14 protein-coding genes are annotated in these 13,982 nt (G+C 68.2%); all 14 read left to right on the top strand.

Annotated features, from left to right (window positions below; translation table 11 throughout):
* The first annotated feature begins 35 nt into the window (after nucleotides 1-35).
* Nucleotides 36-566 (top strand): spore coat U domain-containing protein, encoded by a 531-nt coding sequence (locus CCR98_RS06765; protein ID WP_087922001.1) that lies wholly within the window; start codon nucleotides 36-38, stop codon nucleotides 564-566.
* On the top strand, nucleotides 566-1,315 hold the full coding sequence (locus CCR98_RS06760; RefSeq protein ID WP_087922000.1) for a molecular chaperone: 750 nt from the start codon (nucleotides 566-568) through the stop codon (nucleotides 1,313-1,315). Before CCR98_RS06765 ends, CCR98_RS06760 begins: the two co-directional genes overlap by 1 nt.
* Nucleotides 1,316-1,322: 7 nt before the next feature.
* Entirely contained in the window at nucleotides 1,323-3,689 is a 2,367-nt protein-coding gene (locus CCR98_RS06755; RefSeq protein ID WP_087921999.1) for a fimbria/pilus outer membrane usher protein, read from the top strand.
* The gene (locus CCR98_RS06750) at nucleotides 3,686-4,723 is read left to right on the top strand and encodes a spore coat U domain-containing protein (RefSeq protein ID WP_087921998.1); all 1,038 of its coding nucleotides are present in this window, start codon (nucleotides 3,686-3,688) and stop codon (nucleotides 4,721-4,723) included. Before CCR98_RS06755 ends, CCR98_RS06750 begins: the two co-directional genes overlap by 4 nt.
* Before the next feature lie 93 nt (nucleotides 4,724-4,816).
* Complete coding sequence (locus tag CCR98_RS06745) at nucleotides 4,817-5,143, top strand: hypothetical protein (RefSeq protein ID WP_232463097.1); 327 nt, start codon at nucleotides 4,817-4,819, stop codon at nucleotides 5,141-5,143.
* On the top strand, nucleotides 5,143-5,841 hold the full coding sequence (locus tag CCR98_RS06740) for a pilus assembly protein (protein WP_087921996.1): 699 nt from the start codon (nucleotides 5,143-5,145) through the stop codon (nucleotides 5,839-5,841). Before CCR98_RS06745 ends, CCR98_RS06740 begins: the two co-directional genes overlap by 1 nt.
* A gap of 220 nt (nucleotides 5,842-6,061) precedes the next feature.
* On the top strand, nucleotides 6,062-6,868 hold the full coding sequence (rpsB, locus tag CCR98_RS06735) for a 30S ribosomal protein S2 (protein WP_005408748.1): 807 nt from the start codon (nucleotides 6,062-6,064) through the stop codon (nucleotides 6,866-6,868).
* Nucleotides 6,869-6,994: 126 nt separating this feature from the next.
* Nucleotides 6,995-7,870 (top strand): translation elongation factor Ts, encoded by an 876-nt coding sequence (gene tsf / locus CCR98_RS06730; protein ID WP_087921995.1) that lies wholly within the window; start codon nucleotides 6,995-6,997, stop codon nucleotides 7,868-7,870.
* A gap of 262 nt (nucleotides 7,871-8,132) precedes the next feature.
* On the top strand, nucleotides 8,133-9,671 hold the full coding sequence (locus tag CCR98_RS06725; protein WP_087921994.1) for a GGDEF domain-containing protein: 1,539 nt from the start codon (nucleotides 8,133-8,135) through the stop codon (nucleotides 9,669-9,671).
* A gap of 121 nt (nucleotides 9,672-9,792) precedes the next feature.
* Nucleotides 9,793-10,521 (top strand): UMP kinase, encoded by a 729-nt coding sequence (gene pyrH / locus CCR98_RS06720; RefSeq protein ID WP_014646500.1) that lies wholly within the window; start codon nucleotides 9,793-9,795, stop codon nucleotides 10,519-10,521.
* Between the two features lie 96 nt (nucleotides 10,522-10,617).
* Nucleotides 10,618-11,172 carry a ribosome recycling factor gene (gene frr / locus CCR98_RS06715; RefSeq protein ID WP_014036506.1) on the top strand — a complete coding sequence of 185 codons (555 nt, stop codon included), beginning with the start codon at nucleotides 10,618-10,620 and terminating at the stop codon, nucleotides 11,170-11,172.
* Nucleotides 11,173-11,177: 5 nt separating this feature from the next.
* Complete coding sequence (gene uppS / locus CCR98_RS06710; RefSeq protein WP_032956844.1) at nucleotides 11,178-11,945, top strand: polyprenyl diphosphate synthase; 768 nt, start codon at nucleotides 11,178-11,180, stop codon at nucleotides 11,943-11,945.
* Entirely contained in the window at nucleotides 11,942-12,778 is an 837-nt protein-coding gene (locus tag CCR98_RS06705) for a phosphatidate cytidylyltransferase (protein ID WP_087921993.1), read from the top strand. Before uppS ends, CCR98_RS06705 begins: the two co-directional genes overlap by 4 nt.
* A gap of 2 nt (nucleotides 12,779-12,780) precedes the next feature.
* On the top strand, nucleotides 12,781-13,971 hold the full coding sequence (locus tag CCR98_RS06700; RefSeq protein WP_087921992.1) for a 1-deoxy-D-xylulose-5-phosphate reductoisomerase: 1,191 nt from the start codon (nucleotides 12,781-12,783) through the stop codon (nucleotides 13,969-13,971).
* Nucleotides 13,972-13,982 lie beyond the last annotated feature (11 nt).

The raw sequence follows: 13,982 nt of genomic DNA, 5'->3' as shown, positions 1-13,982 counted from the left end.
TTGTTCAACGGACCTTCGGGTCAGGGAGGTTGTCCATGCGATTCCAGGTTCGATCCCCGCTGGCATGGGCCCTGGCCGGGCTCCTGCTGTCCAGCCCGGCGCTGGCCGCCGACACCACCACCTTCAACGTCACCCTGGTGGTCACCAAGGCCTGCACCATCACGGCGGCGGCGGCCACCAACGTCGACTTCGGCACGGCGGCCTCGACCACCGCCACACCCACCCTGGGCCAGGGCACGGTGACCGCGCAGTGCTCGGCGCTGACTCCCTACACCATCTCGCTGAATGCGGGCGCCAACGCCAGCACTGCGAATGACGTCACCACCCGGCGGATGAAGAACACCAACGCGGCAGTGACCGCCAACAACTATGTCGGCTACCAGCTCTACCAGGACGCCGCGCATACCCTGGTCTGGGGCGCCACGTCCGGCACCAATACCCAGGCCGGCATCGGCACCGGCCTGGCCGTGCCGTACATCGTCTACGGCCAGATCCTGAACCTGAGCACCAACAACCCGGCCACCGGTAACTACCTGGATACGGTTACCGCCACGATCACCTATTGATGGAGCACGCCCGCATGGCCGGACCCCGCCCGTGGCGCGCCACCGGCGTGGCGCTGCTCGCCCTGTGCCTGCTGGCCGCGACCACCGCCGGGGCCACCAGCCTGCAGGTCGCCCCGACCAGCCTGCAGCTGGAAGCCCGCCAGCGTGCCGCGGAGCTGTGGCTGACCAACAGCGGCACCTCGCCGGTGAAGCTGCAGGTACGCGTGTTCCGCTGGGTGCAGCAGGACGGCCAGGAACAGCTGCTGCCCACCGATGAAGTCATGGCCACGCCGCCGATGCAGGAACTGGCCGCCGGCCAGCAGCAGCTGGTGCGGGTGATGCGTCCGGACCGGGAGCCGCCGCCGGCACAGCGGTACTACCGCCTGATCGTCGACGAAGTCCCCGACCTGGCCACCCGCGCCGGCGGCATGCAGTTCGTGCTGCGCTATTCGATCCCGGTGTTCGTGCAGCCATCGGCCGCCACCCTGGCTCCCCGGCTGCAGGCCCGCCTGGTGCAGTTGGCGGACGGGCGGAACGGCGTCGAGGTGGCCAACACCGGCGACGGCTACGCGCAGATCGCCGACCTCGCGCTCGGCAGCGCCACGCGCCCGCGCATCGTCCATCCCGGGCTGCTGGGCTATGTGCTGCCCGGCCAGGTGATGCGCTGGCCGATCGAACGCACGGCAATCGACCTCGACAACGACCAGATCACGGCCAAGCTCAATGGCGAGTCGGAACAGACGCCACTGTCGCCCCCACCGGCTCGCTGAGGCGTTGATGGGCGCGCTGTTGGCTGCCCTGGCTCCCGCGGCGACCGAGGCCGCCGATGTGTCCGGCGTGGCGGCTGATATCTCCGGCGTGTCGGCAGATGCGATCCTGCCGCCTCCGACCCCGCTGACCGCCAGCCAGACGCTGTACCTGGATGTGTCGCTCAACAGCACGCCGCGCGGCCTGCTACCGTTCACCGAGAACCGCGGCCGCCTGCAGGCCAGCCCCGAAGTGCTGCGCCAGCTGGGCTTCAATGCCAGCGGCGATGCACCGGTCTACCTGGACCAGATCAGCGGCGCGGTGGTGCGCTACGACGCACACATGCAGACGCTGGCGCTGGACGTGCCGCTGGACCAGCTGACCCTGCCCACCACCGTGCTCAGCCGGCCGCAGACGCGCGCGCCAACCGGCAACGCGTCGCCGGGCGTGCTGCTCAACTACGACGTCTACGGCAGCCGGGTGGACACGCTCGGCAACCTCAGCCTGAGCTCGGAACTGCGGGTGTTCGGCATCGGCAACGGCACCTTCGAGAACACCGCCATCAGCCGCCGCTACCAGCAGCCCGGCGACCGCCGTTGGCGCGGCGAGAGCGTGCGCCTGGACACACGCTGGAGCCTGGATTTCCCGAACAGTGCAACCACGCTGGAGGTCGGTGACTTCTACAGCGGCTTCGTCGACTGGACCCGCCCGGTTCGCCTGGGCGGCCTGCAGATCGGCCGCAACTACGGCCTGCAGCCCTACCGCGTGCTCACGCCCACGCCGAGCTTCCTCGGCCAGGCTGTGGTGCCCTCCACGGTCGAGCTGTATGTCGATGGCCTGCGCCAGTACAGCGGCCAGGTACCGGTCGGGCCCTTCCAGCTGGCGGCGCAGCCCGGCATCAGCGGCACCGGCAATGCGCAGGTGGTGGTGACCGATGCGTTCGGCCGCATGCAGACGCTGGATTTCAGCTTCTACGGCACCCAGCAGCTGCTGGCCAAGGGCCTGTCGGACTGGTCGGTGGGCATCGGCCACCTGCGCAGGGATTTCGGCGAACGCTCCTTCGCCTATGACGATCGCACCGTGGCCAGCGCCAGCTGGCGCGGCGGCGTCACCGACACGTTCACCGGCGAAGCGCATGCCGAAGGCGGCGCTGGCCTGGCCCAGGCCGGCATCGGTGGCGGGTGGCTGCTCGGCGCTGCCGGCGTGTTCAATGCCGCCTATGCACACAGTGATTACCACGGCCTGCAGGGTGGGCAATGGGCGCTGGGCTACAGTTGGAACAACCGTCGCTTCAACGTCAATCTGCGCAGCGTACGCAGCCACGGCGACTACCGCGACCTGGGCGCGCTGCAGGGCAACCTGCCGCCGAGCATCAGCGAGCAGGCCACGCTCGGCCTGGACCTGCTGCGGCTGGGCACGCTCAGCGCCAGCTATCTGCGCCTGCGCTACCCCGACGGGGACGACAACCGCTACGCGAGCCTGTTCTGGTCGCGTACGTGGAGCCAGCGCTGGTCGGCCTACCTGTCGGTGAACCAGAACCTGGACCGCAGCGACGACCGCAGCATCTACCTCTCGGTGACCGCCAGCCTGGGCAACAACCGCCAGGCCAGCCTTTCGAGCCAGCGCAACGGCGACAGCCAGAGCTGGGTGGCGGACGTGACCCAGCCGGTGCCGGGCGATGGCAGTGCCGGCGGCGTCGGCTGGCGCGCGCAACTGCGACACGGCGAGGACGGCAACGGCGGCCTGGCCGAGGTCGGCATCCTCAACGATGTCGGCCGCTATTCGTTCGGCGCCTCGCGCCAGGGTGGACTCAACTACGCCTACGCCAGTGCGAGCGGCAGCCTGGTGTGGATGGGCGGGCACGCCTTCGCCACGCGCGAGGTATCCGATGCATTCGCGGTGATCAGCACCAATGGGGTCGGCGGCGTCCCGGTGCGGCTTGAGAACCGCCTGATCGGCGTCACCGATGATCGCGGCCTGCTGCTGGTCAGTCCGTTGCTGTCGTGGCAGCGCAACCGGGTCTCGATCGACACCCTGGACCTGCCCGAAGACATGCGCGCCGACCGCATCGAGGACTGGGTGACCCCGCGCCAGCGCGCCGGCACCCGCGTGACCTTCCAGCTGCGCTCGCGGCCGTCACTGAGCCTGACCCTGCTGGCGATGGACGGGCAGCCGCTGGAGGTGGGCAGCGAAGTACGGCTGCCTGACGGTCGACAGGCCACGGTCGGCTACGACGGCCTGCTCTATCTGGAAGATGTCGCCGCCGGCAGCGTGCTGTACGTCAACACCAGCCAAGGCCCCTGCCGGGTGAAGGTGCCGGACCTGCCCAAGGTGGTGGCGTCCGGCGCCCGGCCGAAGCCGGCACCGCAGCAGTGCATCCCGGAGGTCGCGCCATGAGGGTGCTGCTGCTCGTCCTGCTGCTGTGGGCCGGCCTGCTGGCAGCGGCGCCCGCCGGCGCCACCGCGGTCTGCACGGCGGTTGCCAATCCGACCCTCCCGTTCGGCAACATCAACAGCAATGCACCCGGCCCGAGCACGGCCAACCTCAACATCACGGTGACCTGCACCACCGCTGCGCTGAGCCTTCTGGCCACCACCGGCGTGCGCGTCTGCGTGGGCATCGGCGCAGGCACAGGCGGCGGCAGCAGTTCCACCTTCCGCACGATGGCCACCGCCACCAGCGATACCATGAATTTCCAGCTGTACAACAATGCCAGCTTCGGCCAGGTCACCGGCCTGGTTCCGCGCGGCACGCCACCGGCGCAGGAACTGACCATGAGCTACAACGTGCCGCTGCTGACCGGCGGCAGCGGTGCGCAGACCGTGCAGTTGTTCGGGCAGATCCCGGCCAACCAGGTCCTGGCCTCCGGCGCGTACAGCAGCACCTTCAGCGGTGCCAGCGTGGTGCTGACCTGGGCCTGGAATGAAGTCCTGCTCGGCACCGCCACCATTCCCGCCACCTGCAACGGCGGCGCCACCGGTACCAACAGCGCCAGTGCGGCCTTCAGCTTCACCGCCACCGCAAACGTGCTGCCGCAATGCGGAAGCTACGTCACCACCAACATGAACTTCGGCAACGTCACCGGCGGCATCCCGGCCAACATCGACCAGACCGCAACCCTGACCCTGACCTGCCTGAAGAACACCGCCTTCCAGGTCGGCCTCAACAACGGCCAGAACAATCCCGCCGCGACCACCACCCGGCGCATGGCCACCACCATCGGCGGCAGCACCTACTACCTCACCTACGAGCTCTACCGGGACTCGGCACGGAGCCAGCGCTGGGGCAATACGTTGACCGTAGATACGGCCAGCAGCACCGGCACCGGCAGCGCGCAGCAGCTGACCATCTATGGCCGGGTACCGCCGGTCACCGGCCAGCCTCCGGCCGGCACCTACAACGACCTGGTGCAGGTGACGATCACTTATTGACCTGCGTGTCGACCAACGGTCGGCACCCACCGGGGGGTTCGATCCGCGTGCCAACCAACGGTCGGCACCCACCGGTGGATGCGGGCATGGCGGATGCCGGGCAAGCGCGACGCTACAGTTCCGGCCAATCCCGCCGATACCGCGCAGCGAGTCTTTCAGCACGGTGGATGGCAGGTGGTTCGCGCATTTCTGATCGGGGCGATGCTGGTCGCCAGCCTGCCGGCATGGGCCGAACCCAGCAGCAGCGCCCTGCAGATCCGGCTGACCGTGGTCGAATCCTGCAGCGACGATGGGGGTGGCGTCCGCTGCCCGTCGCCGCACCAGCGCAGCGACGCGCCCCGGGTGCCGCCCCAGGTCCGCGAGCTCACACCACCAGCAACGGACGAGAACGCAAGTCCCTCCGTGACCCTCATCTACTGATGCGCGCGCTGCTGACCCTGTTGGCACTGCTGCTGGCACTGCCCGCCACGGCGCTGGAGCTGTTGCCGACCACCCTGCAGCTGCCGGCCCAGGGCGGCCGCGCCGAACTGTGGCTGCACAACCCCGGGCCCGGCCGCTGGCAGGGCCAGGTGCAGGTGCTGGCCTGGGATCAGCATCTGGACGCCGAACTGCTGAAGCCGAGCGACCAGATCCGGGTCAGCCCTGCGCGCCTGGACCTCGCCCCCGGTAGTACCCAGCGCCTCTGGCTGCTGCCAGCCGAACCGGCGGCGGCGGTCGGCGAACAGGCCTATCGGATCGTACTCGCGCCGGCACTGGCGGGGTTGCCGCGCTATTCCCTGGCGCTGTTCCGCGGCCCAGCGGCAACACCGCTGCATGCCCGCCTGCAGGGCCGCGTCGAGACCCAAGCGTCGCAGCCCACACTGCGACTCAGCAATACCGGTATCTTGCATGGTCGCCTGCACGATCTGCGCTTCATCGCGGCGGACGGTCAGTCAACGCTGCTGACGGCGGGCCTGGCCGGCTACATCCTGGCGGGCCATGAACGCCGCTGGCCCCTGCCTGCCCGCGCCGATGGCTACGCAGGTGGCCGCTTCCAGGCACGCCTGCAGGACGGCCGCGAGGTCGATCTGGCCGCACCTGACCCTGTAATTGCAGCAAGCACCCCCAGCGGGCTATAATTGACCGGATTCCTGCCGCCAGCGTGCGCGGGAACCCGTCCACACCGGACGTCACCGGTGAATCCACACCTGCTGCCCCCATCCGTGCCGGGGTGCTCCGCAAGGAGTTCGGCCACGGAGGCAACAGGGAAGCCCAACCCCGGAACCGATCGCGCTTCCACGCGTCCCGCATACCTATCCCCGCGGGCGGAATCGCTGGTTCCATATCAGGAGTATTGCAATGCCCCAGGTCACCATGCGTCAGATGCTGGAAGCCGGCGTCCACTTCGGCCACCAGACCCGCTACTGGAACCCGAAGATGGCTCCGTACATCTTCGGCGCCCGCGGCAAGATCCACATCATCAACCTGGAAAAGACCGTCCCGCTGTTCAACGACGCGATGAACTTCATCTCGTCGGTTGCCCAGAAGCGCGGCACCGTCCTGTTCCTGGGCACCAAGCGCAGCGCCCGCGAAACCATCAAGGAAGAAGCCGAGCGTTGCGGCATGCCGTTCATGAACCAGCGTTGGCTGGGCGGCACCCTGACCAACTTCCGTACCGTCAAGCAGTCGGTTGCCCGCCTGAAGGAACTGGAAGCCGGTGAAACCGACGGCACCTTCGAGAAGCTGGTCAAGCACGAAGTGCTGGGCCTGCGTCGCGAGCGCGACAAGCTGGAAGCCTCGCTGGGCGGCATCAAGGACATGAACCGTCTGCCGGACGCCATCTTCGTGATCGACATCGGCCACGAAGACATCGCGATCAAGGAAGCCAAGAAGCTGGGCATCCCGGTCATCGCCGTGGTCGACACCAACTACAACCCGGAACTGGTGGACTACGCCATCCCGGGCAACGACGACGCCATCCGCGCTGTGCAGCTGTACGCCCGCGCCGCTGCCGACGCCGTGCTGGAAGGCAAGGCTGCTGCTCCGCACGCTGCTTCGGTGCGTGAGGAAGAGTTCGCTGAAGCCGCTGCTGAAGGCGAAGAGAAGCCGGCCCGCCGCGCTCCGGCCAAGAAGGCTGCCAAGAAGGGCGACGACGCCCAGGCCTGATCCAGGCCCCGGGGTGGACGCCCGGCGTCCACCCTCCCTGCGCGCAGCCCTTGGCGCGTGACAGGACCGTGTCACACGGGCCGGCCACCATGCCGGCCCAACCCCTTTCTTTCGTGAGGTAATCCCGTGGAAATCACTGCTTCCCTGGTCAAGGAACTGCGCGAGCGCACCGGCGCCGGCATGATGGAATGCAAGAAGGCTCTCACCGAAGCCGGCGGCGACATCGACGCCGCTGCAGAAGCCATGCGCAAGTCCGGCGCTGCCAAGGCCGACAAGAAGGCTGACCGCGTGGCCGCCGAAGGCCGCGTGGGCCTGGCCCAGGACGGCGGCAAGGCCGTGCTGGTCGAGATCAACTCGGAAACCGACTTCGTTGCCAACGACGTCAACTTCAAGACCTTCGTCGACGCCGTCGCCGCTGCCGCCCTGGCATCGGGCGCCACCGACGTCGAAGCCGTGAAGGCCGCCAAGCTGGCCGACGGCCGTACCGTCGAGGAAGCCCGCGCCACCGCCGTGCAGACCCTGGGTGAAAACATCCAGATCCGCCGCATGGTGAACGTCGACACCACCGGCAACATCGGTGCCTACGTCCACACCAACGGCAAGGTCGGCGTGCTGGTTGACCTGATCGGCGGCGACGTCGAGCTGGCCCGCGGCCTGGCCATGCACGTGGCTGCGCTGAAGCCGCCGCACAACAAGGCAGGCGACGTGCCGGCCGAGTTCGTGGAAAAGGAAAAGGAAATCGAACTGGCCAAGATGTCCGAGAAGGACAAGTCCAAGCCGGCCGACATCCTGGAAAAGATCATCGCCGGCAAGATCAACAAGATCGTCAGCGACGTGACCCTGTACGGCCAGACCTACGTGCTGGGCGATACCAGCGTCGAGCAGGTGGTCAAGGCCGCTGGCGCCGACGTGGCAGGCTTCAAGCTGCTGGTCGTCGGCGAAGGCATCGAGAAGGTGGTGGAAGACTACGCCGCTGAAGTTGCCAAGGCGATGCAGGTCTGATTCCAGCCTTGCGGCTGTGAAGCGACCAGAAGGAGCCGCGGGAAACCGCGGCTCTTTTTTTATGCCGGCGGGCCCGTGGGTGCGCACCGTTGGTACGCACAGCCTACGTTGGTGCGCACACCGGCATCCAGGCGCTTTGCGTTGCGCGCGAATCAAGCCGATACTCGGCGCAGGGAATCCACAGTCACATAGCAGGAACGAAAATCACGGACTGTGATGCATTCCTAGGTATTCTTGTCCCAATGGAATTGAACGACCCGACATGCCTCCCGAGCTGACAGCTGCCCTGGCGCTCTGCCGCAACCTGCCTTCGCCACCCGGTATTGCCCTGCGCATCATCGAACTGGCCCAGGACCCGGAAGCGGACATCGCCACCGCCGCCGACATCATCGCCATCGACATGGCGCTGAGCGCTCGCATGCTGCGCATCGCCAATTCGCCGCTGTATGCCAGCCGCCGCCGCATCGAGAACCTCGGCCAGGCACTGACCATGCTGGGCCTGAACGCCACGATCAGCCTTGCTCTCGGCTTCACCGTCACCCAGGGCCTGACCGGCGGCACCGGCGCCGACCATGACCTGCGCCAGCGCGCGTGGAAGCGCAGCATCCTCAGCGCCCTGGCCGCCAGCCAGCTGGGCCAGGCGCGCGGCCTGCGCCGGCTGGAAGAGCTGATGCTGGCCGGCCTGCTGCAGGACCTGGGCGTGCTGTGCCTGGCCCAGGCCGAGTCGGAACGCTACCTGCCGCTGTTGCGCGAGGCACGCGACAACATCGACCTGGTCGCCCGCGAACGCGAAGAACTGGGCTGCAGCCATGCCGAGGTCGGCGCCTGGGTGGCCGAGCAATGGGGCCTGCCACGCTACCTGGTCGAGAGCATCAGCCACAGCGAGGACGAGGACACCGCCGAATCGCCGTTCCAGGCCTGCGTGCAGCTGTCCGGCGCCGTGGCCGACATCTGGCTGGATACCGACGCCGATGCCGCGCGCGAGCGTGCCCTGCAGCAGGTGCACGACCGCCTGGAACTGGACAGCGCGCGCTTCGACCTGGTACTGGCCCGCATCAGCGAAGCCCTGCCCGACATCGCCAGCCTGTTCGATGCCGGCCTCAATTCACCGTCGCGGGTACGCGAGCTGATCGACCACGCGCAGGAGCTGGCGACGCTGCGCAACCTGCGCGAACTGCAGGATGCCGACCAGGCACGCCGCCGCGCCGACGAGTTCGAGGCGCGCGCCAAGCGCCTCGCCGACCAGGCCCATCGTGACGCGTTGACCGGCGTGCTCAACCGCCGCCAGCTGGAAGCGGTACTGGAGCAGGAATTCCTGCGCGCCGGCCGCCAGGGCTGGCCGTTGTCGGTGGCCTTCATCGACCTGGACGACTTCAAGAAGATCAACGACGCCCATGGCCACCTGACCGGCGACGAAGTGCTGCGCGCCTTCGCCGGCAAGCTGCAGGGCCAGCTGCGTAGCAGCGACACCGTCGCCCGATTCGGCGGCGAGGAATTCGTCGCCCTGCTGCCCAATACCAGTGAATCGGTGGCGCTGGACGTGATCCGCCGGGTGCTGGCCAACATCGTCGCCACGCCGATGGCCGAGCTGGAGGGCGGGCCACTGTTCGTCACCTTCTCCGCCGGCGTGGCCACCCAGGGTGGCTACGAGCGCTTCGCCGACGTGCAGGACCTGCTGCGCGCGGCCGACGATGTGCTGTACCGCTCCAAGAATCTGGGCCGCAACCGGGTGATCGCCCGCTCCCCGGGCGCACTTGGCCACGACGAGCTGTCGGCCACCGCCGGCGCCGAGCTGGGCTGAACGGGAAGCCCCGGTTGACCGGGGCGAATCACCGGTTTCTGCGCCGCAGTGCACAAAACACTTTGGCCCGACGCCGCATGCGCGTAGAATCGCCCGCGATTTCCACGCACCCGAGGTCCCCATGTCCAAGCTCGCCTATCGCCGCATCCTTCTGAAACTGTCCGGGGAGGCGCTGATGGGAGACGAGGACTACGGCATCGACCCGAAGGTCATCAATCGCCTGGCCCGCGAGGTCATCGAAGCCCAGCAGGCCGGTGCCGAAGTGGCGCTGGTGATCGGCGGCGGCAACATCTTCCGCGGCGCCGGCCTGGCCGCCGGCGGCATGGACCGGGTCACCGGCGACCAGATGGGCATGCTGGCCACGGTCATCAACGCCCTGGCCATGCAGGACGCCCTCGAGAAGCTGGGCGCCAAGGCCCGCGTGATGAGCGCGATCAAGATCAACGACGTGTGCGAGGACTACATCCGCCGCCGTGCCATCCGCCACCTGGAAAAGGGCCGCCTGGTGATCTTCGCCGCCGGCGTCGGCAGCCCGTTCTTCACCACCGATTCCGGCGCCGCCCTGCGCGCGATCGAGATCGGCGCCGACCTGCTGCTGAAGGCCACCAAGGTCGATGGCGTGTACGACAAGGACCCGAACAAGCACAGCGATGCGGTCCGCTTCGACAGCCTGAGCTACGACGAAGTGATCCGCCGTGGCCTGGAAGTGATGGACACCGCAGCCTTCGCACTGGCCCGCGACAGCGACCTGCCGATGCGCGTGTTCGACATGGGCCAGCCGGGCGAGCTGCTGAAGATCCTCAACGGCGCGAACATCGGCACCCTGGTCCAGGGCCGCGACCCGGCCTGAGCCTGAGCGCAAAGCGACGTCCGGGCCGATTCAGGCCCGGCAGCGTCCCGTATTCGCCTATAATCGCCCGATTCCAGATACATCCAGGACCGGGCGATGCTCAACGACATCAAGAACAACGCGCAGACGCGCATGGCCAAGAGCATCGACGCTCTGAAGCACACCCTCACCTCCATCCGGACCGGGCGTGCCACGCCGGCCCTGCTGGACCGCGTGACGGTCAGTGCCTATGGCAACGCCAGCACCCCGCTGAACCAGGTTGCCTCGATCTCCAACGCCGACGCGCACTCGCTGCTGGTCACGCCGTTCGACAAGAGCATGATCAAGGAGATCGAGAAGGGTCTCTACAACGCCGAGTTCACCCCGAACACCCTGGGCACCGCGATCCGCATCAACATGCCGCCGCCGACCGAAGAGCGCCGCAAGGAGCTGGCCAAGCAGGTGCAGAAGGAAGGTGAAGGCGCCAAGATCGCGATCCGCAACATCCGTCAGGACGCGAACAAGGAAATCGCCAAGCTGGTCAAGGACAAGGCGATCAGCGAAGACGAGAAGAAGCGCGGCGAAGACGACATCCAGAAGCTGACCGACGCCAACATCAAGGACGTCGACAAGGTCGTCGCCGACAAGGAAAAAGAACTGCTGTCGGTCTGAAGTCGATGCCTTCAGCCCCGCCTCCGTTGCCGGCCGCCCTGCCCCGCCACATTGCCATCATCATGGATGGCAATGGGCGCTGGGCACAGCAGCGCCGTCGCCCCCGCGTGATCGGCCACCGTGCCGGCGCGCGCGCGGTCAACCGCACCATCGAGCGCTGCCTTGAGCTGGGCATTCCGGCGCTGACCCTGTTCGCCTTCTCCAGCGAGAACTGGGGCCGGCCGCAGGAGGAAGTGGATGCGTTGATGAAGCTGTTCCTCGGCGCACTCGACCGCGAAGTGGACGAGCTGCACCGGCGTGGCGTGCGCGTACGCTTCATCGGCGAACGCGAGCGCTTCGGTGCAGGGCTGGTCAGCCGCATGCAGCTGGCCGAGCAGCGCACCGCCGACAACACCACCCTGACCCTGTCGATCGCCGCCAGCTATGGTGGCCGCCAGGACATCGCCCGCGCCGCGCGCGCCCTGGCCGTCGAAGTGGCGGCCGGTCGCCTGCTGCCCGAGCAGATCGACGAATCGCTGCTGGGCAGCCAGGTCGCCCTGGCCGACCTGCCGCCGCCGGACCTGTTCATCCGCACCGGCGGCGACACCCGCATCAGCAATTTCCTGCTGTGGCAGCTGGCCTACACCGAGCTGTGGTTCACCGAGGCCCTGTGGCCTGACTTCGATGCCGGGCAGTTGCAGCAGGCGCTTGACGCCTATGCCGGCCGCGAGCGTCGTTTCGGCCTGACCAGCGCCCAGATCGCCGCACTGGCCACCGAGACTTCCAGCCCATGACCAAGACCCGAGTCCTTGCCGCGCTGATCATGGCGCCGGTTGCCATTGCGGCGATCCTGCTGCTGCCCACGCAATGGCTGGCCGCCGCCGCCGCCGCGGTGCTGCTGATCGGCCTGTGGGAGTGGCTGAAGCTTGCCGGTATCGAAGACACCCTGGCGCGCACCGTGCTGCTGGTGCTGAACCTGCTGCTGATGGTGCTGCTGGTCTGGGCCGATGGCAGCACGCTGGTGCTGTTCCAGATAACCACCCTCGCCGGCGTTGCCTGGTGGCTGGCCGCACTGGTCTGGCTGCGTTTCTTCAACTTCGGCGCACAACCGTCGGCGCCCTCGCGGATCCTGAAGATGCTGGCCGGTACCCTGGCCATCGTCCCGGCCTGGGCCGCACTGGTACTGATCCATGCCGGTGGCGATCCGCCGGGCAAGCAGGGCCACCTGTGGCTGCTGGCTGCGCTGGCACTGGTGTGGGCGGCCGACTCGGGCGCCTATTTCGCCGGCCGCCATTTCGGCAAGCACAAGCTGGCCCCGCGGATCAGCCCCAACAAGACCTGGGAAGGCCTGTTCGGCGGCCTGCTGGCCGGTGTCGCCGTGTCCGTCGGCCTGGGCTGGCTGGCCGGCATCGATACCGCGCACCTGCCGGGCCTGCTGGTCACCTCGGTGGTGGCCGTGTTCGCCTCGGTGCTGGGTGACCTGTTCGAGAGCCTGATCAAGCGCCACGCCGGCGCCAAGGATTCGGGCCACCTGATCCCGGGCCATGGCGGCGTGCTCGACCGTGTCGACGGCGTCCTGGCCGCCGTACCGGTGTTCGCGCTGGGCAAGGAAATCTTCGGGTTCTGACCATGAATGCTGCTGCAGACCTGCGCCGGGTCGCCGTATTCGGCGCCACCGGCTCGATCGGTGCCTCCACGCTGGACGTGATCGCCCGCCACCCGCAGCGCTACCAGGCCACCGTGCTCGCCGCCGGCCGCCAGGTGCAGGCGCTGCTGGCGTTGTGCCGCCAGCACACGCCGGAGCATGCGGTGATCGCCGACGAATCACTGTTCGCCGAACTGCGCGACGGCCTGCGCGAGGCCGGCCTGGCCACCGAGGCCCATGCCGGCCAGGCCGCGCTGGACCAGCTTGCCGCCAGCGACGCCTGCGATACCGTGGTCGCGGCCATCGTCGGCGCTGCCGGCCTGTCCTCGACCCTGGCCGCGGCTGCCGCCGGCAAGCGCATCCTGCTGGCCAACAAGGAATCGCTGGTGCTGGCCGGCGAACTGCTGACCCGCACCGCCGAACGTGCCGGCGCCGAAATCATCCCGATCGACAGCGAACACAGCGCGATCTTCCAGTGCCTGCGCTCGCGCGACGCCAGCGTCGACGGCGCCGGGGTGCGCCGGATCCTGCTGACCGCCTCCGGCGGCCCGTTCCGTGGCCGCACCCGCGCTGAACTGGCCCAGGTCACCCCGGCCCAGGCCGTTGCCCACCCGAAGTGGTCGATGGGACCGAAGATCTCGGTGGATTCGGCGACGTTGATGAACAAGGGCCTGGAAGTCATCGAGGCCCACCACCTGTTCGGCGTGCCCGGTGAACGCATCGAAGTGCTGGTGCACCCGCAGAGCCTGGTCCATTCGCTGGTCGAGTTCGTCGACGGCTCGACCCTGGCGCAGATGGGCCTGCCGGACATGCGCACCACCCTCGCCGTCGGCCTGGGCTGGCCGCAACGCATCGAATCGGGCGTGGCGGGGCTGGATCTGCTGGCCCAGGGCCGGCTGGATTTCGAGGCCCCGGACAGCGACGCCTTCCCCTGCCTGGCCCTGGCCTGGCAGGCGATGCAGGCCGGCGGCACCGCGCCGGCGGTGCTGAACGCCGCCAATGAAGAGGCGGTTTCAGCATTTCTTCAGGGCCGGATCGGTTTCCTGACGATCCCGGAGCTGGTTGCTAACGCTCTTTCAACACTGCCGACGCAAGCAGCCGATACACTGGAGGTCCTGTTGTCCGCCGACCAGCGGGCACGCCAGCTCACCCTGAACGCCATCGACGCCGCCTGAACGACCGCCTC

It is taken from the genome of Stenotrophomonas sp. WZN-1, from assembly GCF_002192255.1.
GTDB lineage: Bacteria > Pseudomonadota > Gammaproteobacteria > Xanthomonadales > Xanthomonadaceae > Stenotrophomonas.
This window is presented reverse-complemented; position numbering and strand designations above follow the sequence as displayed.